At 61.7% G+C, this 22,264-nt stretch carries 24 protein-coding genes and 1 pseudogene; 19 read left to right on the forward strand and 6 right to left on the reverse strand.

Annotated elements, in window-relative coordinates:
• Positions 1 to 216: 216 nt before the first annotated feature.
• A complete protein-coding gene (locus ACMDCM_RS00095) occupies positions 217 to 2,427 on the forward strand; it encodes a ParB/RepB/Spo0J family partition protein (RefSeq protein WP_412771652.1) in 2,211 nt (736 codons plus the stop codon).
• Positions 2,428 to 3,048: 621 nt separating this feature from the next.
• Positions 3,049 to 3,501, forward strand: a complete 453-nt coding sequence (locus ACMDCM_RS00100) for a hypothetical protein (protein WP_412771653.1) — start codon at positions 3,049 to 3,051, stop codon at positions 3,499 to 3,501.
• 62 nt (positions 3,502 to 3,563) lie between these two features.
• Here ACMDCM_RS00100 and ACMDCM_RS00105 read toward each other — a convergent pair whose 3' ends face one another.
• A complete protein-coding gene (locus ACMDCM_RS00105; RefSeq protein ID WP_412771654.1) occupies positions 3,564 to 3,734 on the reverse strand; it encodes a hypothetical protein in 171 nt (56 codons plus the stop codon).
• A 763-nt stretch (positions 3,735 to 4,497) separates the two neighbouring features.
• Here ACMDCM_RS00105 and ACMDCM_RS00110 point away from each other — a divergent pair.
• Positions 4,498 to 4,815 carry a DUF736 domain-containing protein gene (locus ACMDCM_RS00110; protein WP_412771655.1) on the forward strand — a complete coding sequence of 106 codons (318 nt, stop codon included), beginning with the start codon at positions 4,498 to 4,500 and terminating at the stop codon, positions 4,813 to 4,815.
• A gap of 368 nt (positions 4,816 to 5,183) precedes the next feature.
• Positions 5,184 to 6,383 carry a DUF932 domain-containing protein gene (locus tag ACMDCM_RS00115; RefSeq protein ID WP_412771656.1) on the forward strand — a complete coding sequence of 400 codons (1,200 nt, stop codon included), beginning with the start codon at positions 5,184 to 5,186 and terminating at the stop codon, positions 6,381 to 6,383.
• Positions 6,384 to 6,613: 230 nt separating this feature from the next.
• On the opposite strand, the gene ACMDCM_RS00120 is transcribed toward ACMDCM_RS00115, so the two are convergent.
• Positions 6,614 to 6,829: a helix-turn-helix domain-containing protein gene (locus tag ACMDCM_RS00120; RefSeq protein ID WP_412771657.1), complete on the reverse strand. Its 216-nt coding sequence runs from the start codon at positions 6,827 to 6,829 to the stop codon at positions 6,614 to 6,616.
• A 228-nt stretch (positions 6,830 to 7,057) separates the two neighbouring features.
• Here ACMDCM_RS00120 and ACMDCM_RS00125 point away from each other — a divergent pair, with 228 nt between their 5' ends.
• From ACMDCM_RS00125 to ACMDCM_RS00180, 12 genes and pseudogenes are all read left to right on the forward strand, one after another.
• A complete protein-coding gene (locus tag ACMDCM_RS00125) occupies positions 7,058 to 7,321 on the forward strand; it encodes a DNA -binding domain-containing protein (protein ID WP_412771658.1) in 264 nt (87 codons plus the stop codon).
• 144 nt (positions 7,322 to 7,465) lie between these two features.
• Entirely contained in the window at positions 7,466 to 7,789 is a 324-nt protein-coding gene (locus tag ACMDCM_RS00130) for a transcriptional regulator domain-containing protein (protein WP_412771659.1), read from the forward strand.
• Positions 7,779 to 7,826: pseudogene (locus ACMDCM_RS00135) on the forward strand (hypothetical protein); the annotation flags it as partial. The gene ACMDCM_RS00130 and the pseudogene ACMDCM_RS00135, both read left to right, overlap by 11 nt.
• A gap of 6 nt (positions 7,827 to 7,832) precedes the next feature.
• The gene (locus ACMDCM_RS00140; RefSeq protein ID WP_412774619.1) at positions 7,833 to 8,261 is read left to right on the forward strand and encodes a DUF2285 domain-containing protein; all 429 of its coding nucleotides are present in this window, start codon (positions 7,833 to 7,835) and stop codon (positions 8,259 to 8,261) included.
• Positions 8,262 to 8,399: 138 nt separating this feature from the next.
• On the forward strand, positions 8,400 to 8,642 hold the full coding sequence (locus tag ACMDCM_RS00145) for a helix-turn-helix transcriptional regulator (protein WP_412771660.1): 243 nt from the start codon (positions 8,400 to 8,402) through the stop codon (positions 8,640 to 8,642).
• Positions 8,643 to 8,650: 8 nt separating this feature from the next.
• Positions 8,651 to 9,511 carry a replication initiator protein A gene (locus ACMDCM_RS00150; RefSeq protein ID WP_412771661.1) on the forward strand — a complete coding sequence of 287 codons (861 nt, stop codon included), beginning with the start codon at positions 8,651 to 8,653 and terminating at the stop codon, positions 9,509 to 9,511.
• A gap of 289 nt (positions 9,512 to 9,800) precedes the next feature.
• Positions 9,801 to 10,295, forward strand: a complete 495-nt coding sequence (locus tag ACMDCM_RS00155; RefSeq protein ID WP_412771662.1) for a DUF2840 domain-containing protein — start codon at positions 9,801 to 9,803, stop codon at positions 10,293 to 10,295.
• Positions 10,292 to 10,852, forward strand: coding sequence for a S26 family signal peptidase (locus tag ACMDCM_RS00160; protein ID WP_412771663.1), 561 nt, complete (start codon positions 10,292 to 10,294; stop codon positions 10,850 to 10,852). Before ACMDCM_RS00155 ends, ACMDCM_RS00160 begins: the two co-directional genes overlap by 4 nt.
• Before the next feature lie 35 nt (positions 10,853 to 10,887).
• Positions 10,888 to 11,214, forward strand: a complete 327-nt coding sequence (locus tag ACMDCM_RS00165; RefSeq protein WP_412771664.1) for a DUF736 domain-containing protein — start codon at positions 10,888 to 10,890, stop codon at positions 11,212 to 11,214.
• A 236-nt stretch (positions 11,215 to 11,450) separates the two neighbouring features.
• Positions 11,451 to 12,224 (forward strand): lytic transglycosylase domain-containing protein, encoded by a 774-nt coding sequence (locus tag ACMDCM_RS00170; RefSeq protein WP_412771665.1) that lies wholly within the window; start codon positions 11,451 to 11,453, stop codon positions 12,222 to 12,224.
• The gene (locus ACMDCM_RS00175) at positions 12,221 to 12,466 is read left to right on the forward strand and encodes a hypothetical protein (RefSeq protein WP_412771666.1); all 246 of its coding nucleotides are present in this window, start codon (positions 12,221 to 12,223) and stop codon (positions 12,464 to 12,466) included. The genes ACMDCM_RS00170 and ACMDCM_RS00175 overlap by 4 nt, the downstream gene beginning before the upstream one ends.
• Positions 12,463 to 14,199, forward strand: a complete 1,737-nt coding sequence (locus ACMDCM_RS00180; RefSeq protein ID WP_412771667.1) for a relaxase/mobilization nuclease domain-containing protein — start codon at positions 12,463 to 12,465, stop codon at positions 14,197 to 14,199. Before ACMDCM_RS00175 ends, ACMDCM_RS00180 begins: the two co-directional genes overlap by 4 nt.
• A 105-nt stretch (positions 14,200 to 14,304) precedes the next feature.
• On the opposite strand, the gene ACMDCM_RS00185 is transcribed toward ACMDCM_RS00180, so the two are convergent.
• Complete coding sequence (locus ACMDCM_RS00185) at positions 14,305 to 14,490, reverse strand: hypothetical protein (protein ID WP_412771668.1); 186 nt, start codon at positions 14,488 to 14,490, stop codon at positions 14,305 to 14,307.
• Positions 14,491 to 14,663: 173 nt separating this feature from the next.
• On the opposite strand from ACMDCM_RS00185, the gene ACMDCM_RS00190 reads away from it, so the two are divergent.
• Complete coding sequence (locus ACMDCM_RS00190) at positions 14,664 to 16,682, forward strand: conjugal transfer protein TraG (RefSeq protein ID WP_412771669.1); 2,019 nt, start codon at positions 14,664 to 14,666, stop codon at positions 16,680 to 16,682.
• 3 nt (positions 16,683 to 16,685) lie between these two features.
• Positions 16,686 to 17,141 carry a CopG family transcriptional regulator gene (locus ACMDCM_RS00195; RefSeq protein WP_412771670.1) on the forward strand — a complete coding sequence of 152 codons (456 nt, stop codon included), beginning with the start codon at positions 16,686 to 16,688 and terminating at the stop codon, positions 17,139 to 17,141.
• A 111-nt stretch (positions 17,142 to 17,252) separates the two neighbouring features.
• Here the strand turns inward: ACMDCM_RS00195 and ACMDCM_RS00200 are convergent, their stop codons facing one another.
• The 3 genes from ACMDCM_RS00200 to ACMDCM_RS00210 form a co-directional block, all read right to left on the reverse strand.
• Entirely contained in the window at positions 17,253 to 17,594 is a 342-nt protein-coding gene (locus tag ACMDCM_RS00200) for a hypothetical protein (RefSeq protein ID WP_412771671.1), read from the reverse strand.
• Between the two features lie 2 nt (positions 17,595 to 17,596).
• A complete protein-coding gene (chrA, locus tag ACMDCM_RS00205) occupies positions 17,597 to 18,823 on the reverse strand; it encodes a chromate efflux transporter (RefSeq protein WP_412771672.1) in 1,227 nt (408 codons plus the stop codon).
• A gap of 148 nt (positions 18,824 to 18,971) precedes the next feature.
• On the reverse strand, positions 18,972 to 19,511 hold the full coding sequence (locus ACMDCM_RS00210; protein WP_412771673.1) for a winged helix-turn-helix domain-containing protein: 540 nt from the start codon (positions 19,509 to 19,511) through the stop codon (positions 18,972 to 18,974).
• A gap of 354 nt (positions 19,512 to 19,865) precedes the next feature.
• On the opposite strand from ACMDCM_RS00210, the gene ACMDCM_RS00215 reads away from it, so the two are divergent.
• Positions 19,866 to 22,181 carry a TonB-dependent siderophore receptor gene (locus ACMDCM_RS00215; RefSeq protein WP_412771674.1) on the forward strand — a complete coding sequence of 772 codons (2,316 nt, stop codon included), beginning with the start codon at positions 19,866 to 19,868 and terminating at the stop codon, positions 22,179 to 22,181.
• The last annotated feature ends 83 nt before the right edge of the window (positions 22,182 to 22,264 follow it).

The raw sequence follows: 22,264 nt of genomic DNA on the forward strand, positions 1-22,264 counted from the left end.
CTCCCCCGCGACTACCGCCTGCGCGATGGCAGGGCCGCGCGCTCGCAAAGCGGCGCTCATTTTCCGCTGTCCAATCATCCTGATCCGCCTCGCTCGCGGCGCAGCCCGGCCATGCTCGCCGGGGCAGCCGCCCCCCTCTCTGCCGCGCGCTCACGCGCCCCCGGGAGGCATGCCAGGGACATGCCTCCCGGCATGAACAGAGAAAGGATCAGGACAATGGCAAGGACATCGAAGAAGGCGAAGGTCGTCACGGTTACGACGGCAGATGAGGTTGCAAACTCGGTGGCGGAGATCGTCGGCGCGCTGCCCGCACCGGAAGCGGAAGCTGTTGCGGCGACCGAGACCGGGAGCACCCCGGAGATGGTAGCAAGTGGCGAGATAGCTTTTATTCCGCTCAACAAGTTGAAGAAGTCACCTCGCAATGCGCGGAAGACTCCGCACAGCGAGGCCGATATCGAAGCGTATGCGGCCAGCATCGCCGCCAAGGGCATCCTGCAAAACCTTGTGGTGGAGCCGGAGCTTGATGCGAACGGCGAGCCGATCGGCTTCTATTTCGTCACCATTGGCGAAGGCCGCAGGCTGGCGCAGTTGCTGCGCGCGAAGCGCAAGCAGATCAAGAGGACCGAACCGATCCGCTGCGTCATCGACACGGCGAATGACCCGTTCGAGATCAGCCTGGACGAGAACGTCACGCGCACGGCCATGCACCCCGCCGACCAGTTCGAGGCGTTCCGCGAGCTTGCGGAACATCGCGGATGGGGAGCGGAGGAAATCGCCGCCCGCTTTGGCGTGACCGCGCATGTGGTGAAGCAGCGGCTTCGCCTTGGCGCTGTCAGCCCGAAGCTGATGCAGGTCTATCGCGACGGTGGCTTGACGCTCGACCAGTTGATGGCCTTCGCCATCACCGAGGATCATGCGCGGCAGGAGCAGGTTCATGCGAACCTCTCCTATAATCGCGATCCGTCCTTCATCCGTCGCGACCTCATGAAGACGCACATTCCGGCAACGGATCGGCGCGCGATCTTTGTCGGCGCGGAAGCTTACATGGAAGCAGGCGGCAACATCGTTCGCGACCTGTTCACGGAGGATCGTGGCGGCTTCTATGAAGATGCCGCGCTACTGCACCGGCTTGTCATCCAGAAGCTGGAACGCATTGCTGCCGACATTCAGGCGGAGGAAGGCTGGAAGTGGGTTTCGGTCCATATCGACTATCCCCACGCCCACGGCCTGCGCCGTGCCTATCCGCAGCCGGTGGAGCTTTCGGAGAATGACGCCGCTGCCTACACCGCCGCGCAGGAGGAATACGACCGCCTGTCGTCAGAGTATGACAGCGCCGAGGAACTTCCCGACGATGTCGATCAGCGTTTCGGAGAACTTGAAGCCGAGATCGAGCGCATCGACGCATTGCGTCATGCCTACGATCCCGACGACACCGCGCGCGGAGGCATATTCGTCATGTTGTCCCATGACGGCGAAGCTCGGATCGAACGCGGCTTCATCCGCGCCGAGGACGAGAAGCCGGAGGAAGTGGCAGACGGCAGCGTGATCGACGGCGTTCGCGTCAACGATGATGGCGAGATCATCGAGGACGACGAGGACGGGAACGATGTTTCCGCGCTCGATGCCGAGGACGACGAAGCGGACGAAGACGGCAAGACGCTATCTGATCTTCTTATCCGCGACCTGACGGCGCACCGGACGCTTGGCCTGCGCCTCGCCCTTGGCGCTCAGCCGGATATGGCGTTGATCGCCGTGACGCATGCCTTTGCCACGCAGACCTTCTATCACGCCGTGAACGCCCATTGCCTCGACATCCGTCCTGTCAGTTCCGACCTTGGCGGGCATGCGGATGGCATCGAGGACACGGCGGCGGCGAAAGCGCTGGCGGATCGTCATGCCGGGTGGGCTGCGGACATGCCGCGCGACGTGGCGGGCCTGTGGGGCTTCATCGCTGGACTGGATCAGACGAGCATCATGGCGCTGTTCGCGCATTGCGCCTCGCAGACCGTCAATGCGGTGAAGCAGCCTTGGGAGCGCAAGCCCCGCGCCCATGAGACAGCCGACAGGCTGGCGACGGCGACTGCCCTCGACATGACGGCGCATTGGACGCCCACGGTGCGGACTTATCTCGGTCGGGTCACCAAGGCCCACATCCTCGCCGCCGTGCGCGAAGCTATCAGCGACGAGGCGGCGGATCGGATCGCCAGCATGAAGAAGCAGCCGATGGCGGAAGCCGCCGAGCAGCTTCTTGCCGAAACTGGCTGGCTTCCGCCGCTTCTGCGGACGGCGCAGCCCGCGTGGTCGGACGAGCCGCAGGCTGACGTCGATGCACGGATGGACGTGGCAGAGCCGGAGGCGGCGGACCTTCCCGCCGAGAACATCGGTGCGGCCGAGGAAGGCGAAACCTTCCACGAAGCGGCCGAGTGAACCGCCACGGCCGGAGCCGCCTTGGCGGCTCTGGCCAGCCTTTCGACAGCATCGAGAATTTTCCGGCCGCGCCTGATCGGCGCGGCCGGAGACCTCGACCGCACGACAGCAGGAATCATAACCATGAGAAGCTATTCAGAGCAGCGGGCGATGCTCGCCAGCATGGAGAGAGCGGAAAGAGCGCCACCTTTGCGTCATCGAACGGCAGATCGAAGCGCGCGCCAAGCGGATGACCATCAGCACCCGCGTCAAGGCGCGGCAGGCCGGAGCCATCGCGGCTTTCCACGTCCGCTACCGGATCAACGAATCGGCGCGGGAGAGCGGGTCATGACACGGCGCTTTCCCCGTACCGAACCGCTGATCCCCGACGAGTTGCTGGCCAAGCTGATCGAGAATGGCCGCACCAGCGAAGAACGGGACGACTTCGATCCGTTCCTAATCGGCATGGGCTGTCCAGAACTCGGCTACCTCTCAGCGAGATTGAGGATGTACGCGGCAAACTTGGCCTGCCGGTCGAACGCGACCTCTATTTCAGGGTCGAACACCGCCTCAGCACCTATCAAGCTCGCGCGCAGCGCCGGGATGATCTTCACTTGAAATCGCGTCCGGCGCGTCGTTGCGATGCGCCGGATCGTATCCATCGTAGAGGGAGGCCTCGACAAGACCGCAATGATCGTCGTCGCCGTGATGCTGATCGGCATGATGTGCGTCCTCGCTTATACGCTGGCGATCTACGCGCTGCCGTTCATGCTGGGGCTCGCGGCGATGCGCTTTGCCTACGGCACCGGAGCCGGCTGGCTCGGAGCGGGAATCGTCGGCCTTGTCGCTGGCGCGGCATCCTTCGGAATCCTGACGTTCCTGTTCGCAACGCTGCGCCCGCCGATCCTACGCATCGCCTTGGCGCTCATATTCGCCGCGCCCGCCGCCGTCGCGGGATATGCGCTTGTGCATGGCGTGACCGGCGAGGCCGTTCCTTTGCCGGTCTGGCGGCGACTTTTCTGCCTTGCAAGCGGCGCATTGGTGGGTGCGGCCGCCGTGATGCGACTGGCAACGTCCGCCGGTTCGCAAGGCTAAGTCGGTTCGTCGAACGCCGAAGCTATCGGCGCACCGCATATTCCGTGTTGTCCATGAGCGGATCAACATGGAATCGAAGCCGTTGGCGCGATCTCGCAAATAGGCGAGATAGTCTTTGCAATGCCCCGGAAGCCGCCAACGTCATCGGTCAGCACCACGCCGCCCGGCCGGATGCGCGACGCCAGCAGCTTCACAATGTTGAGCGCGCGCATCGGAAAGCCGTCGTTGAGCACGAGTCGATCTCCGCCGGATCGGTCGCAAGGCTTCCATCGCATGGCCTTCGCGCACTTCGGTCACAATCCCTTCTGACGCAAGAGAGGGCGGCAGCGGACATTTCGCCGGTCGCCCCGGCTCGCGCGAGCATCGCGTTGGACAGTCTCAAGCAGCACCGCAGCGGCAGATATCCACATGATCGAGCCATCCTCGCCGTCAGCCACCATGCCCCGCACGACATCGAGACGGGAGCGAGTCGTCGCAGCGGCTTGTGTAGCGAGGTAGTCGCTACCTTTGCGGAACTGTTCTTCCCGCGCCCAACACAATGGCGACGCGAGTGAAGGGCGGAGAGTCCGACTCCTTCCGTGTCGTCGATGACGACGACGTTGAGGACACATCATATCGGCGTTGAGGTTCAGGTGTTTGCTTGATGGAGCCGGAATAGCCGTGTTCGGTGCGAAGCGAGAAGTGTGCTTCCGATCCTTGTCGCCACATCGCGGTTTCTTCTGACTGTCTTTTTCAAGCCGCTCCCACGGGCGTCCTCGATTGGTTTGGTCTGACCGAAGACCGGCGACGAAAGCGTCGCCTCGATCTTGAACCTGCAACGTCCGCCGCCAGCTTTTTTCCGCCGCCTTCGGCTTTGCATCGCGAGCCAAAAAAGCTGTCGCCGGCCGCCCTCCATGGTGTTTCGGCCCCAAGGGGTGCAGTCCGATCGTCCCCGGTCTGTCGACCACCATCGAGGTTGCGATGGGCGCGGCCCGATAAGCAGAAGGAAACCACGTGATGGCTACGATCGGCACTTTCTCCCGCACCGAGAACAATGGCGGATACAACGGCTCGGTCAAGACTCTCACCCTCAACGTCAAGTCGGTAAAGTTCGTCCCAGTCGAAGGCGACAACGAAAAGGGTCCGCACTTCCGCGTCATCGCGGCTGGAACAGAGTTCGGTGCGGCCTGGAAGAAGAAGTCCGACAAGGGCAACGACTACCTCTCCGTCAAGCTCGACGACCCGTCGTTCCCGGCTCCGATCTATGCGAGCCTGGTCGAAAGCGAAGGCGAGGAACTGGCGCTCATCTGGTCGCGTCGCCGCGCCGCCGACTGAGGCCGGCCACCGGCGAGGCCCCGCCGAAAGCGGGGCTTTGTCATGCTCATGTCCGCGCAAAGCAAGATATAAGGTGAGCTGCGCTCCCTTTGTCTTGATCGGCCGCGGCCGGAGCCTTGCCGATCGTAGTGGGGAGCCAAGGGGTCTTACCCCTTGCTCCCCGCAAATGCCGCCTGTTGCGGAGCCGGGCCGCGGCCTCGCAAAGTGGCCGATACCCACGACTTCATCAGCATTGTCATCCGCTCCGCTCGCCTCGCAGCCCGGCTCCGCGCGCCGGCATGTGCCCCCTCCATCCCCGCGCGCTCACGCGCCCCCGGAAGGCATGTCGGGGGACATGCCTTCGGCATTAACGGGAAAGGAACAGAACAATGAATTCCATCAGCAGCAGCCAGAACCAACAGCAGGCAGTGAATAGCGGTTTCCGCGTGGACATCTCGCGCGGGCAGCGCATCGGCCGCGTGTCGTCCGAATGGTTTTCGCGCCCGGACGACGAGCGTTATTTGTCGCTCACCGAGCTTTACGATGCGGTGAAGACGCGCGCGGGTCGCGCCAAGACCCGCACCGTGGAAAGCCGCGCCGTGCGCGCGGAGGCGAGCCGGGAGAATACGGAGCGGCTTTCGCTCATCGTCCCCGGACAGGAGCGGCCCGTTGCGCCCACGCATTGGAGCTTCGGGCAGTTGTGCAGCCTTGTCGGCGCACCCGTCACCTATATGCGACAGCTTCCCGCGCCGCTCGCAGGCATCAACCTGCAGCACGGTTTGTTGTCGCATCGCGCCGAGCTTGTGAAGACTCTGGAAACAGAAGACGGACGCGTTGAATTGCGCGCCGTCACCGGCCCGGATTACGGGCGCATCTGGGATCACGAGCTTGTCGCCTCCGTCATGCGCATCGCCGGAAACGGAACGGGCGATACGATGTGGAAGGTGCCGGGCGTGTTGGATTGGGCGACCATGACGCACAATCCGTTCGTGGACATCACGAAGGACACCACCACGCTTTACGCCAGCGACCGCGACGTGTTCCTGTTCTTGGTGGATGATACGCACCCCATCGAAGCCGGACGCTTGCCAAATGGCGAGCCGGATTTGTATTTCCGGGGCTTCTATGCGTGGAATAGCGAAGTCGGGTCGAAGACGCTTGGCATCGCCTCTTTCTATCTGCGCGCCGTGTGCATGAACCGCAATCTTTGGGGTTGCGAGAACTTCGAGGAAATCAGCATCCGGCACAGTAAGTTTGCCGCGCAACGCTTCGCCCATGAAGCAGCGCCCGCGTTGACGAGCTTCGCCCATTCCTCGCCCGCGCCATTCGTGGCAGGCATCAAGGCGGCGCGGGAGAAGATCGTCGCCCGCACCGACGACGACCGCAAAACCTTCTTGCGCAAGCGCGGGTTCAGCAAGGCCGAGACGGCTAAAATCATCGAGACCGTGTTGCAGGAAGAAGGCCGCCCGCCGGAGTCGATCTTTGATTTTGTCGCGGGCATGACGGCCCACGCTCGCATCAAGGCGCATCAGGATGCGCGGCTTGAACTGGAGGGGAAGGCAAAGACCTTGCTGGAGAAGGCCGCATAAGCAGAGAAGCCCGCGCCGTCATGATCGACGGCGCGGCCGGGCATAAGGCCGTCTCGCACGGTTTCCGAATAGGCGAAGATTAGCAATTTTCCGCGGATCCGTGAACCCGGATCGGCAGCGGGGCCGCGCCTAGACGGCACGGCCGCCGCTCGCCGGGCTGAGCCCGGCTCGCGATTCACACACGAACTTGCTAATCATTCCGATGGGAAACGTCGAGCGCCGACGTGGGGTCAGCGCTTTGGCAGCCGGATCAGATCACAGGGATCGACGCCGAGTGCCTCCGCGATCTTGCCCAACACGCTCACGCTCGCTGACACCGCGCCGCGCTCAATCGAGCCAACATAACGCATGCTCAACCCTGACCGCGCGGCCAGTTCCTCCTGCGTCAGTTTCCTGTCATAGCGCAGCCGACGTATATTGATCGCCATGACCTCCGTGAGGTCCATGACGTATCGGAGCCAGAATCGGAACGATCGTTCTAGGAATGATCGTTCCTATTCGATATAGAAGGGATCAAACCCGACAGGAAAGTGGTTGTGATGTTTGGTCTTGTTGTCGCATCCGCTGCATAGCGGTATTCCGATTTTGGGGCGGGAGTTGCTGTCTAAATCCTGTTGCGAGCGACGCGAACTATCTATTTGGAAGCTAAGTCGCCGAAATTTGGAAATACGTCGATGACCAAAACCACCTTCAAGGACAGTCCGCCGCTGACCGAACGGGTGAATTCCTACGATGAAGCGCATCTTGCTACTTATCTTCGGCTTCTCGATGCGGCGGAGGAAGGGGCCGATTGGCGGGAGGTGGTAGCAATCGTGTTCGGCCTCGACGTCGATGTCGATCCGGAACGGGCGAAGCGCGTCCACGACAGCCATCTGGCCCGTGCGCGCTGGATGACTGAGAAGGGCTACCGGCATCTTCTCGAACGTCGCATGCAGTAATCGCCAATTGTCCACTTGTCGTTTACCCAGCGCCAACCCTACGTTGCGCGTTCCGGTTCAGCACTCTATTCCAAATATCCATCTTCCGACGCTCGCCGTCCCTCAATAGTCATCCGATGGCAACGGCTGCGCGGGGAGGCAGATATGGAGCCGCTTCAGGATTGGCGATCGCCGCAATTCGAGGATGAATTGAGCCAGCTTGATCGTGGCGGCGTGAGTTTTGAGTTTCTTCGTCGCAATCAAAGCTACCGGCGGGATCATACCGCGGCGCTGACGGAGATCGCCGCCGGCGGCACGACCAAAGCCGAAGCCATTGCGCGCCTCTCGCGCCGCTGGGGGCTTGCCTTTCCCGGCGGACCCCGCTGTATCGGCCCTCGCCGCGCGACCGATCTGGGAGCCGACACGCTCCCCCGCGGTGCTCACTGTCACGGCTGCTCCAAACGGCTTTGCAGCGTCTTTGCTTCCTGATTCACAGACACTTCCTGTCCGTGGACAATTAACCGGCGATGGATTGCATGCCGTCGCCGACGATGATGAGGGCGACCACCAGCTCTGGTTTGAGAACGGCGCGGGGTCAACGAGAGCGGCGATCTTGCTGCCGCTTGATCCGTATTTCTGGTGGCGCTACCGCAATGCAGGCCGTTTGATGCGACGGCTGGAGGGAAAGCGTTCTGGCCGCTGGCCACGTGAACAGCACCTGTCCCCATTCCAGCTTCATCGTGCAGCGCTCATGCTGCGCGCCTGGGACGGTGTGGAAGCCGGTGCATCGCGTCGCTTCATCGCCCGTATCCTTCTCAACAAGGACGTCGAAGCCCTGCGCGCGATCGACTGGAAAAATGCGCCGGAACGACGCCGGCTCGCGCGCATCCTGAAAGCTTGCCGTGACACGATCGAGGGCGGTTATCTGCGCTGGCTCGCGCCGCCCAACTCCCGCCGCTGATGCACCGTCGATGTCGCCGGGGTAGGGGGGACACTTTCCTTAGAGACCCCGATTTTTGTCACTCCGCCGAGCCGCTGATTTTTCGCCATCGTCGCAACCGACTCGCCGCCATGATGGCGGCTGCGACGGAGGCTCGCAATGCCGGAGAAGACCGAGAAGACTTGGCCGCGTTTCGTGCGCACGCCCGAGGCCGCGCGCCTTCTCGATCTCTCCCCACGCACACTTGAGAAGCATCGGTGTGATGGCACCGGCCCCGTCTATCATAAGCTCGGCGGCCGCGTGGTGTACGCCGTCTCCGACCTTGCGGCATGGGTCGATGCCTGCGCCCGCCAGTCCACAGCGGAATCCGCTGCGGGCCATGCAGCCGACACAGCGGGCTGATCGTCGCCATGTCCGCGCGCCGAACATACGACAACCAGCAACTCGAACTCTTTCGGGCACGCTCAGGCGGGATCGCCGCGCGTGACGCACAGGACCTGATGTCCTGGCCGTTCTTCTCGCTCGCCAAATTCCGTCGCGTGACGCCGATCGACTTTCGCATGGGCGAGGTGTCGATCCGCGTCGAAGCCACCCCCGAGCACGGCATGGCGACGATCTGGGATGCCGATGTGCTGATCTGGGCTGCCAGCCAGATCGTCGACGCGCGCGACCGTGGCTTGCGCACGTCGCGTCTGATGGCCGCCACGCCTTACGAAATATTGGCGTTCATCAGCCGCAGCGATTCCGGACTGAGCTACGACCGCCTGAAGGCGGCGCTCGACCGACTGCAATCCACCACCGTCGTCACCTCGATCCGCCAGCCGTCCGAACGCCGGCGCCACCGCTTCTCCTGGATCAACGAATGGAAGGAACGGCTCGATGCGACCGGCCGGCCGCTCGGCATCGAACTGATCCTACCGGACTGGTTCTATGCCGGCGTCCTCGACGACGCACTGATCCTCACCATTGACCGCGCCTATTTCCACCTGACCGGCGGGCTTGAGCGATGGTTGTATCGCCTCGTGCGTAAGCATGGTGGAAGCCAAACTCACGGCTGGAGCTTCGATCTTCCGCACCTGCATCTGAAATCCGGCAGCCTGTCGCCGCTACGCCGCTTCCGCTTCGAGCTGCGCGCCATCGTCCAGCGTCAGCCGCTGCCCGGCTACCGCCTGGCGCTGATCGACGATCCCGATGGACAGCAGCGCCTGATCTTCCAGCCAACGGAATCCGATTGCGTCGTCGCGCCGCGTAGGCGGCGGGGAGGCACGTGATGAGCATGTCCTGTCCCGGTGCAAAAGGTGTGGACGGACCCGTACTATTGGGAACGCCGACACCCGTACTATTCGGAACGCGACTCCCGTACTATTGGGAACGCGCGCGCCCCGTAACCATTTGGCGCGACAAGGCGGATTCGCCCCCCTCTAACTCTCCTAACTCAGAGTCCTTCGGACTCTTGCTAACGCGACCCGTCGGTTCGCGGGATTGTGGACGGTCGCACCGTGCCATCCAGACCTCGGGGCGCGTCGCATCAGGGCTGCCGTTCGCCGAAAGAACGCAGCCATGACAAAGGATCTCCGCGCAATCGGTCAACCTGGTGATCACACGCTGGTCGAACTGACCTGGCGCGAGAAGCGCATCGAGCATCGCATCCGCTTCGGCCGGATCGTCGACGAACACCGTCTCGATCGCCATCGGCGCATCGTCAGTTTCGCGCCGGACAGCGTCTTCGCCTTCGTTCGCTGGGCAGGCAACGAATACGGCACGATCATCTCGCGCATCGACATCGTGCGCACGGTGTCCTACGGGCAACCGTATCAAACATTACCCTTCGTGCGCCCCGGTGGCGACATCCTGTTGCGCATCGTCGGATGGCCGAAAGTCGAGCGCGTGCTTGGCGCGATCGAAGCCATCGAGGCGCTGGGCATCGACCCGGCTGAGGCAGCGCCGGAGCACTGGCGGCATCTCAACCATCGCATCAGCGTCAACGAGCCGTTCCGCGTCTATTCATTGGCGCAGCATCGCGCCTGGTTGCGCCGTCGCGAGGTGCTGCGATGATCGCGCGTCGCCTGATGCTGCTTGCGATGCTTGCCGGCGCGGCCTTGATCGTCGCTCCAGCCTGGAGCCCCCCGAACATCCGCTTCATCTGGAACGCGTCCGCCAGTGTGCCGGTCGGGCTCTATCGCATGGTGCCCGGCAACCATGTCGCCGTCACCGATCTCGCTGTCGTCATGCCGCCGGATGATCTCGCTGTCTTCCTCGACGAGCGCCGCTATCTGCCGCGCGGCGTGCCGCTCATCAAGCGCGTGCTAGCGCTTTCCGGCACGACTGTCTGTCGGCGCGGCAGCACCATCATTGCTTATGACGCCATCTACGGACAGGCGCTTACGCGCGACACGCGCGGTCGTCCGTTGCCGGACTGGCAGGGCTGTCGCACGCTCAGTGCCGGCGAAGCCTTCTTCATGAACTGGGACAGCCCCGACAGCTTCGACAGTCGTTACTTCGGTCCGCTTTCCCTCAGCACCATCGTCGGTCGCGCGATTCCGGTCTGGACTACCGACGACACCGATCCGGCCACGGAATCCCTCCGCGAGCCGGTCTCCGACGAGCCGTGACAGCTCGTTTCTCCAACCACGAAAGGACGACCACGATGCCTCAGATTGGCGCCTTCAATCGCAAAGACGACGGCTTCTTCGGCCGCATCCACACGCTCACCCTCGACGTGGAAGTCAGTATCCTGCCGGTCGAGGAATCGGAGGCGGAAAACGCGCCGAACCATCGTGTCTTCTTCGACAAGTTAGAGGTCGGCGCGGCTTGGGATCGCACCGGCGAGAAGGCCGGCGCTTACCTCTCCGTGACCATCGACGATCCGATGTTTTCCGATCCGATTCGCGCCCGGCTGTTCGAGTCCGACACCAAGAAGAACACATGGAGCCTGCACTGGGCGCGCCGGAAGAAGAACGACGGCGAGGCATGACCCGTCATGCGCTGCCATCGGTCTCGCGCGTGTTCAGATCCAATCCCCTTGATCGATCGAACGCCGATCAATCCCCTCGACCCGATCGCCCAACAGGCGGCCGGCGCGCGCGCGAAGGTCAAGGGCGGCAGCCAGTTTTCCTGGGGCAAGGCATGTCGTCCGACGATGGTCGTCCGGAAAACGTCGGCCGCCGGCGCAGCTTTGTCCTTGACCGAAGCGAGCACGATGGCAGGCTCATGACGTATCGGAACGGCGGCTGTTGCGCCGTCCTGTCGTCGATCATGACGATGCTGACCGCATGTATCGTGATCTTCTGCACGACGGCGGAAGCAACTGCAGAGTCGCCGTTTGCGACTCCGCCAGCGCACGCCGCGGTCACTGCTCCATCGTCCGATCCGTGGGGGGCGAATATCGCCGAGGCGGCAAAGCGCTTCGCCATTCCCGAGCGCTGGATACGAGCGGTCATGGCGATCGAAAGCACGGGCGACTCGACCGCGCTGTCGCCGAAAGGCGCAATCGGCCTGATGCAGATCATGCCGAAGACGTGGAACGAGTTGCGCGCGCGATACGGCCTCGGCAATGATCCCTGGCAACCAGGCGACAACATCCTCGCGGGCGCGGCGTATCTGCGCGAGATGCACGACCGGTATCGCTCTATCGACGCGATGCTGGCGGCCTATAACGCCGGGCCGAAGCGCTATGACGCGCATCTCGCGAGCGGTCGCGGGCTGCCGGCCGAGACCGTCGATTACGTCGCGAAAATCGCGCCGATGATCGACGGCACGGTCCCTATCATGCGCTTCTTGATCCTGTCATCACGACCGTCATGGTCGCGTGCGCCGCTCTTCGTTGGACGATCTAGCGTCCCCAGTGACGACGGTTCCGAGACGGCCGATCATCCTTCCGGCCGACCATCGAACGCACCCATAATCGTCGATCTGTCGGCGCTCGTGCCGCCGTCCGATGGCCTCTTCGTGCGAAGACCGGACGCGGGCGGAGAACAGCGATGAGCATCGTGTTTCCACGCTTCGCGTCAAACGCAATCGTAGACATGGCGAAGGGCTGCGGGGCAGCGCAGGCAACAACCGCACGAGGGCGGGATAAAAAGCCGCACATTGCGGCTCGGTCGGGCGGTTGTTGTGATTACGATTTCTGGAGTTTTGCGCACATCGCGGAGACCGCCCGCGAGGTGCGCGCTGCCAATTTATCGAACGCATTCAATGAATATTGCACATCGCGGTATTGGCCATGAGTCGGGACGATGATTTCCACGTCCGGCCAGGCCGTATCCGCTCATCGAAGGCGCAGCGAGCAAAACCCTTCGTCGCCCAGGCGCTCGCTGCCGCGCAAAGGGCCGGGGGACGCATCTCGCGCTCCGGCAAGATCACTTCGAGCCGCGGCTCGCGCTTCGGCCGTGGCCGCATCGCCAGCATCCGCGCCAATCGCCTTATCAGCAGCCGCTCACGGGGTGCGGTCATCAAGACCCGCTTGGTCAGGCACACCGCGCGCTCCGCACCGCTCACCGCCCATCTCAACTACCTGCGCCGCGACGGCGTCACGCGCGGCGGCGAGAAGGCGCGCATGTTCGGACCGGAAACCGACGACGCCGACGTCAAGGACTTCGCCGAGCGTTGCAAGGACGATCGCCACCACTTCCGCTTCATCGTTTCGCCGGACGATGCCTTGGAGATGTCCAATCTCAAGACTTTCATCCGCGAGCTGATGACACAGATGGAAAAGGACCTGGGCACCAAGCTCGATTGGGTCGCCGTCGATCACTGGAACACGGAGCATCCCCACGTCCATGTCATCTTGCGCGGCCGCGCCGATGACGGCCAGGACCTCGTAATCGCGCGCGACTACATCAAGGAGGGCATGCGCAATCGCGCGCAGGATCTCATTACCCAGGAACTGGGCCCACGGACCGATCTCGCTATTCGCCGCTCGCTCGAGCGCCAGGTCGCAGCCGAGCGCTGGACCCAGCTTGACCGCCAGCTTGTTCGCGATGCCGACCGGAACGGCGTCATCGACCTCGCGCCGGTCCCGGACCAGAAGCCCGACGAATATCTTGCCCTCAAAGTCGGCCGGCTGCGCCATCTCGAAAGTCTCGGCGTCGCCGAGTCGATTGGCGCTGGCCAGTGGGCGATGGCGGAGGGGGCGGAGCCGACGTTGCGCGAGCTGGGCGAACGCGGCGACATCATCAAGCGGATGCACCGCGCATTGACCGAGCGCGGCATCGAACGCGGCCTGACGGACTATATGCTCTCCGGAGAAACCCACGGTCAGCCGATCATCGGCCGGCTGGTCGATCGCGGTCTCGACGACGAGTTGCGTGGGTCAGCCTATGTGGTTGTCGACGGCATTGACGGCCACACCCACCACATCAAACTCCCCGATCTCGACGCCGCCGGCGACAGCGCGCCGGGTTCGATCGTCGAGCTGCGGTCCTTCGAGGATGCGCGCGGCGAGCGCCGCGTGGCGTTGGCGACCCGCTCCGATCTGTCGATTGAAGCCCAGACCACGGCGAGCGGTGCGACTTGGCTTGATCGTCAGCTCACCGCCCGCGATCCGGTCGGCCTTGGCGGCGGTTTCGGCCTCGAGGTGAAGCAGGCGATGGAGACCCGGACCGGACACTTGATTCAGGAAGGAATGGCGCGGCACGATAGCGAACGCATCCTGTTCAGCCGAAACCTCCTCAGTACGCTTCGGGAACGTGAGCTGGACGCTCTCGGCGACAAGCTCGCAAATGAGACCGGCCTGCCATTCCTGAAATCCGCCGACGGGGAATATGTCGTCGGCATCTACCGGCAGCGCTTCGCGCTCGCCTCCGGCCGCTTCGCCATGATCGACGACGGATTGGGCTTTAGGCTCGTGCCCTGGACCCCATCGATCGAGAAGTACATCGGCCAGCACATCGCCGGTGTCGCCCGCGCCGACGGCGGCGTTGACTGGTCCTTCGGCCGCAAGCGGGGACTGGGGCTTTGAACTATATTCTCTCGTGGAGAACGGTCCGCCAGTAGACGTCGATGATCCGATCGTCGTTGCCGCGGCGGTCCTTGAGTCTTGGCGGCGGCATCGGCTAATAGTAGATCACTTTTCGGCCCCGGCTCCTCCATCTTCGGCGGCGGCGACTGTGGTGTCGGCGCGGACTGCGGCTGCGGCCAGAACTGCGCGAGCTGCGCCATTATCGCCGGCAATCGCACACAGGCCGAACAGGATCGCCTCGAACAGGCCGGCGAGCAGCGGCCAGAAATAATTGCCTTTCGCCTCGAGCACGATTGGCATTATGCCGAGAGACGTCTGGCCCGAACCAAGCCGGCGTCACCGCAGAACGTAAGTATTTTTTCGCCGCTGTACGCGGCTTTACGCCAGCGCGGCCAAAAAATGTTGAAACGGTGCGGTGATTGTCTTTCTTCGGCAGTCTTGCGTTTCGGAGGGGTCAGCTCGCCGTGTCCGCCAGCCGCGTCATGTGGGGCCAGATCATGGTCGTGTTTGCGATCGTGCTTCTTGCGGTCTGGATTGCGACGCAGTGGATCGCATGGCGGCTCGGCTTTCAGGCCCAACTTGGCTCGCCCTGGTTCGAGCTTGCCGGAGTACCGGTCTATTCCCCACCCGCTATCATGTGGTGGTGGTTCTTATACGACGCCTATGCGCCGCACATCTTTCTGGAGGGCGGTGCCATTGCTGCATCCGGCGGCCTCGTCGCGATCGCCGCCGCCATCCTGATGTCGATCTACAGGGCGCGGGAAGCGAAGGATGTTCGCACCTTCGGCTCCGCCCGCTGGGCCGAGCGGCATGAGGTCGAAGCCGTCGGCTTGCTCGGTGAGGATGGCGTCGTGCTCGGCAAGGTCGATCGCGACTATCTACGCCACGACGGCGCCGAGCATGTCTTGTGCTTTGCCCCGACGCGGAGCGGGAAGGGCGTCGGTCTTGTGGTGCCGACGCTGCTGACCTGGCCCGGCTCGTCAATCGTTCATGACATCAAGGGGGAAAACTGGGAGCTGACCGCGGGCCTGCGCGCGCGGTTTGGCCGCGTATTGTTGTTCGATCCCACCAACGCGAACTCGGCCGCCTACAACCCGCTGCTCGAGGTGCGCAAAGGAGAGTGGGAGGTACGCGATGTTCAGAATGTTGCCGACGTGCTGGTCGATCCCGAAGGCTCGTTGGAGAAGCGCAACCATTGGGAGAAGACGTCCCATTCGCTTCTGGTCGGCGCGATCCTCCACGTCCTTTATGCCGAGAAGGACAAGACGCTCGCGGGCGTCGCGGCCTTTCTGTCGGACCCGCGCCGGCCGATCGAGTCAACATTGTCCGCCATGATGACGACGCCGCATCTCGGCGAGAAGGGGCCGCACCCCGTCATCGCCAGCGCGGCGCGTGAGCTGCTCAACAAGTCCGATAACGAGCGCTCCGGCGTCCTCTCAACCGCGATGTCCTTCCTCGGCCTCTATCGCGACCCCGTCGTAGCAAGCGTCACGGCCCGTTGCGACTGGCGCATCGCCGACATTGTGGCCGACGCAAAGCCCACGACACTCTATCTCGTTGTGCCGCCCTCGGACATCAGCCGGACGAAACCGCTCGTGCGCCTGGTGCTCAACCAGATCGGCCGTCGGCTGACCGAAGACCTGCACGCGAAAGGCCGGCGCCACCGCCTGTTGCTGATGCTCGACGAATTTCCGGCGCTCGGCCGGCTCGACTTCTTCGAGAGCGCGCTTGCCTTCATGGCTGGTTATCAGATCAAGGCGTTTCTCATCGCACAGTCATTGAACCAGATCGAGAAAGCCTACGGTCAGAACAATTCCATCCTCGACAATTGCCATGTACGTGTCAGCTTCGCGACCAACGACGAAAGGACTGCGAAAAGAGTGAGCGATGCGCTGGGCACCGCCACCGAGATGCGTGCGATGCAGAACTATGCCGGTCATCGTCTCGCGCCCTGGCTCGGCCATCTCATGATTTCGCGCTCCGAGACCGCGCGGCCGTTACTCACCGCCGGTGAGGTGATGCAGCTCCCCCCCGACGACGAGATTGTCATGGTCGCCGGCGTTCCGCCGATTCGCGCCAAGAAAGCGCGCTATTTCGAGGATGCGCGGCTCAAGGAAAGGCTGATACCTGTGCCTGACAATCCGAAGATCGGCCTTTCGCCGAAGCCCGATGACTGGTCAGCCTTGAAGCCGGTCGCCGTGCCGACTCGGACGGACAAGAACGCGGCTGTCCCGGACGTGCGCGCGATAAATGGTACAGGCAAGCCAGATGACGATTCGGCTAATGCGGGTCTTCGCCGCGAACCTGGGCTTGAGCGGCATAAGGACATCGCTCCGGAGCCACTGAGACCGCCCGCCAACGAGTTTGATCCCGATGCCGACGAGCCGGAGCGCGAGATTGTAACGAATCGCGCGCTGGCGCGCGACATGCGGCTGATGGCGCGGCGGATCGCGCTGGACCCCGGCGACGGAATGGAGCTGTGATTCATGTCCCATCCTCCCGACAAGGCTGGGCGAACCGATAAGAAGAAACGGCTGTCCGTCTATTTGGACCCGGACTTGATGCTTCTGCTGGCCGATTTCGCCGATCGTCGCGAGCAGTCGCGCTCCATCATTGCCGAAGCGGCCATCGCATCGTTCTTGTCGCCCGACGCAGATGAGCGGCAGGAAGCGGCCATTGCGAAGCGTCTCGACCGCATCGACCGTAACATTCAGCGCCTAGAGCGAGACGTCGGCATCGCCAACGAAGCCTTCGCCATCTTCATCCGCTTCTGGCTGACGTCGACTGCGCCGCTAGCGGACGCCGCCCAGGCAGCGGCCCGTGCCAAGGGTGGCGAGCGATACGATAAATTCCTCGAAGCGCTGGGGCGCCGGCTCGCCAAGGGACCGAAGCTCAGGCAAGAGATCGGGGATGATGCCGATAGATCGACGCCCGACCCATGATATCTGTGGGATGATGGAGATACGCGTTGCGTAAACAATGGTTGAGATCGCATTGCTACTTCATCGAACGATCAGTGCATGAAGCGACCGCCTCAGCGTCGATGTTGTCGCTCACGTCACCACCTTAGCGATATCGATCGCGCGGCGACAATGGTGGATTTTATGCGCGGTGGTGTATTGCCCCGAAACCATCGCTTGTTCTTGTAGGGTCAGATAGGCGTTTCCGTATTCTGCGTCTTTGTCTTTTGGTTTGGCGCACGCTTCGCAGTAGGTTGCCGCGTCCTGTTGCATTTCTTTGCCTGTTTGGCCGATCCCGCCCGGATCGATGACCAGCGCATAACGCAGGACGGAAGTTGGCGCGTTGGAATCGATGTCAATCAGGGCTTCAAATTCACGATAGTTCTTATCTGAAGGACACTTATCGCTAGACCGCGCAGCATTGTCCGAGTCCATCTCTACATGCCATGGAAAACGACTCCAGCTAAAGCGAGCAGGACAACTACGATCCATGGCGGTGATTTCCAGATAGTGAGGAAAAGAAAGCCAGCCAACGACAGGGCAAAATCATGGGGCGCAAGCACGGCGCTGGTCCAGACAGGATTATAAAGCGCCGCGCCGAGAATGCCGACCACCGCAGCATTCGCACCGCGCATGGCCGCTTGTGCTGATGGCTGCAGCCGCATCGCATCCCAAAATGGCAGCATCCCGTAGACGAGCAGCAGACCAGGAAGAAAAATGGCAACGAGCGCGATCGCCGCTCCGGCGAAACCGTTCGGCTCGGGTCCCATAACAGCGCCGAGATAGGCGGCGAAGGTGAAGAGCGGTCCTGGAACCGCTTGTGCCAGACCGTAGCCGGCGAGGAAGGAGTCATTACTCACCCATCCGGGTGTCACCACTTCCGCTTGCAGCAGAGGCAAAACTACGTGGCCGCCTCCGAACACAAGCGCGCCCGAGCGATAGAATGCGTCGAACAAGGCCACGGTTTGATAGCCCGTCGTGCTCGCGAGGAGCGGAGGGATCACGAACAGGCCAAGAAAAATGACCAGAGCGATCGCGCCGCTTCTTCGCGAAACCGGAACACTCAAGTGACCGGTGGCGGGTGTACTGTCGTCGCGACAGAGCCAAAGCCCGAGGACGCTGCCGCCAGCGATCGCGGCGATCTGCCCGAGCGAACCAGAGGCGCATACCGCAATGGCAACTGCGATAAGCGCTATTGCAGCGCGAGGCTTGTCTGGCGCCAGGCTTTTCGCCATGCCCCAGACTGCCTGGGCGACGACGGCGACGGCGACAAGTTTCAAACCGTGTAGGAATCCCTCCGCGAGAGGTCCTGTGAATGCGGACGAACCCAGCGCGAAAGGGAGCAGGACGATGGCCGAGGGCAGCGTGAACGCAAGCGACGCAGCGAGGCCTCCGACCACGCCATTGCCACGTAGTAGACCGAGAGCAAAAGCGACCTGACTCGACGCCGGCCCCGGCAGGAACTGGCAGAGCGCAACGAGATCTGCGTAGCCCGCCTCGTCGATCCACTTGCGGCGCACCACCAGTTCGTTTCGGAAGTAGCCGAGATGCGCGATTGGGCCGCCAAAAGAGGTCAGGCCGAGCTTAAGAAAAGCAAGGCAAATTTCGAGAACGGATATCTTGGTAAGACCTGCGGATAGGTTGGAACTATCGCCTGTGCTCACCTCAACCTCCCAACGAGATCGAGCGGTCATCGCTCGTGTGCGTGATTTTCATTCCATCATCTCGTCGCTCAGTTCGCGACAACTCCGACTTGCGCGTCGCGATTTTCTTTGGTTGAGAGCGGGGTTCTGTCAGATACTATGCCCGACTCTAGCGCGAGCGACCGGTTGCGCGCTTCGTAGCGCGCGTTTTCGCCTTGTTGCCTGGCGTACGCTTGGCGACGGGCTGCCGCGTCCTGGCGCGTTTCTTTGCCGGTTTGGCGATCGTTCCCGGATCGATCAGTTGCGCCCAGCGCGGGACAAACGGCGGTGTGGTGGAATCGATGCCAACCAGCGCCTCGAACTCCCGATAATGCTTTTCAAGCGTCTTATTGGTAATGCGCTCCATTTCTCGATAGCGTCTGACTACCTCCTTGCCCAAGGGTGTCAAGAACGCTCCCCTGTTGCGCCCGCTTCGTCGGATATCGACGACCGGTTCCTTGAATTGCGTATTGAGGTCCTGCACTTGTCGCCAGAACTGCTGAAATTTGAGGCCGACAGCAGGAGCACCGGCCGAGATCGAACCATATCGATCAATCGCTTCAAGGATGCAGACTCTACCGGTACCCATCCCCGCCAAAGATCCGAACTTCTCGCATCCTTTTGGATTCACGCGCGTGAACTCGATGCGGAAAAAAAGCCAGATCGACATGCCCACCCTCGAATCAGATTCAACGAATGCACGTTAGTAATCCAAGCGTTCGGAGAAAACCCCCGCTCTGAAACCTGAGTCTGCAAGGTAGATACCTTATTACGGTAGATACCTTATAACGGTATATACCTCTTGACGGTATAACGTAATCTTGCTTAGTAACGCTGTGTTGGTGTGGACATAACGACGGATCACGCACCATCAAGCCCGGACGATGGGGGTTGTCCGGCGAAGCGTTGGGCATTGCCCTGATCGACATGATTACGGTCACTGCTCCGCATTATATTAAAATGAATATAGCGTTACTACCGCTGGTCCCAGGAAGGACCAGTAACAAGGAAGCAGGGACACGAGATGAATGGGGCAACGGGGTTCCTCAAGGCCATCGGCCTGGGAGCGGTGAGTTCACTTGCGTTGATGGCCGGCGATAGTGGGCCAACCTTCGCACAACAACAGCAGCAGTCGGACCTTCCCGCGATTTACGTCGATCAGCCTCGCCGGACGACGCATCGTGCTCGTTCTTCCCGTCCTGCGCGCCGCGTCGCTGCAAGACGCGCGCAACCCTCACACGTGCGGCAACATGTTGAAGTACGTCCGATCAGGACGAACAACACCGTTTCGTCCGATGATCTGCACGAGGGCACGGCGGCGCAGGGCTACAGGGTCGAGACGGCCAAGACCACTGGCCCCTGGGGCGACAAACCTATTCTCAATACACCGTATTCGATCGGCGTGACATCAGCGGAGCTGCTGCAAAACACGATCGCGATGACGGACGATCAACTCTTCAAATTCAACCCTCTCGTCCAGGTCACTTCGGGCACCTCAAACTCGGGTTACGGCCTGAACCCCGTCGTAAGAGGCTTCACTGCAGGTAGAGCATTTGATGGCATCCCCTTCACCGGGTTCCGGTTTGCCAACAACGACCCAGAAGGCCTCGAGCGCGTGGAAGTTTTCTCTGGGGCCTCCGGCTTTCTTTACGGTACAGGCAGCGTCGGCGGAATGGTGAATTATGTCAGCAAACGTCCGACCGCGACTCCTCTGGTCAATTATACGGTTGGCAACGCTGGCGGCACGCAGTTTTTCAACCATCTCGATCTAGGCGGGCCGATCGATAAGGAAGGGAAGTTCGGCTACCGGTTCAACGTAGTTTATCAGGACGGCGATAACGCCCTCGGCGTCGGTGAGAAACGAGTCTACGTCAGCGGCGCGGTGGACTGGCATGTGACCGACTCTCTCAAAGTCTCGCTTAACATGGCACATCACGACTATTGGTCCACCGGGGACGTCGCAACCTGGTTCAATGTCGCACAAGCAGGACGAATTCCCTCCGCTTCGGATTTCGACACGCACAGGCCAATCTTGCCGAATTGGGGCACCTCCCATGACGTGTACGACTTGGTGGGCGCCAATGTTCGATGGGACATCGATGACGACACGACGTTGCGGGCGGCTGTCATCTCTAACAAAGCGAACAGAACCTCCACGGGACCGAACAGGTTGTTTCTACGAGCCGATGGGAAGTACTACTACCAAGCCTACTCCCAAGAGGGACCTCTATCCGAAGCGGCGGGCAGCTATCTCTACGTCGACCGGAAGTTCGACACGTTCGGCATTCAGCACAAGCTCACGTTCGGAGCAAACGGTAATACAACCGACTTCTTCGTCCCAACACCAACAGCCGCCTATTTTCAACTCATCACCAGCGCCGTATTTCCAACCCTTACAGCTCTCCAGAACTCCGCACCATTTGTGTTCGATCCTTTAGAAAACGGCCGCAAATACCGTTATAACAATCTCTCAGCCACCAATATCGTTATCGGCGACGACATTACCCTCAATCGATATTTCTCGATTCTGGTCGGCGCAAACCGCGCGACGATTCTTTCGACGAACTACGCGACAACGGCTGCCGTGACCAGCAGTTACGACAAGTCGGCCGTCACGCCGACCGCGTCACTGATCTTCAAGCCGACGTCCAACGTCTCACTCTACGGCACTTATATCGAAGCGCTCCAGAGCGGTGGCATCGTTCCCCTTCAGCCTATCTATACGAATGCCGGAGCGATTCTGCCGCCCACGATCAGCAAGCAGATCGAGTTCGGGGCAAAGGCCAATGTCGGCGGCGTTTTCCTCACCCTGGCGGCCTTTCAGATCGACAAGGCAAACAACTATATTGCCACCAATCCCGATGGCACATTGACCCAGAATCAGGACGGCCGTCAGATCCACAAGGGAATCGAATTCACCGCAACCGGCAAAGTCACCGACGACCTGACCATCAGGGGCGGCGTCACCTATCTCGATCCGAAAGTAACGAAAACCAATGATACAACTCTTCTCGGAAAACTACCACAGGCTGTGTCACCATGGAGAGCGTCACTTTATGGCGAATACCGGTTACCGTTCCTTCAGACGCTGTTCCTGACCGGAGGCGTGAGCTACGTCGGCTCGTCTTATCTCGATGCGCAAAATGCACTCCTTGTTCCGGCCTACGCTGTCGGTGACGTAGGTCTGCGCTACGAGACGGCCTTCAACGGCACACCGGTGATCATGCGCCTGAACGTGCAGAATGTCGCCGATCACCATTATTGGATTCAAAACGGCGCAGGCGCCATCGCCCTTGGATTCCCGAGAACTTACACGTTTTCGGCCACCGCCAAATTTTGATCCACGCGTATCAAGGTCATGTCGGGGCATGAGGAACGAGGAGTTTGCGTTTCGGTTCGATGGCCTTGCCTCGTCGATCCCAT

The sequence above is a fragment of the Nitrobacter sp. genome, from assembly GCF_047149785.1.
In the GTDB taxonomy this organism is placed as follows: domain Bacteria; phylum Pseudomonadota; class Alphaproteobacteria; order Rhizobiales; family Xanthobacteraceae; genus Nitrobacter.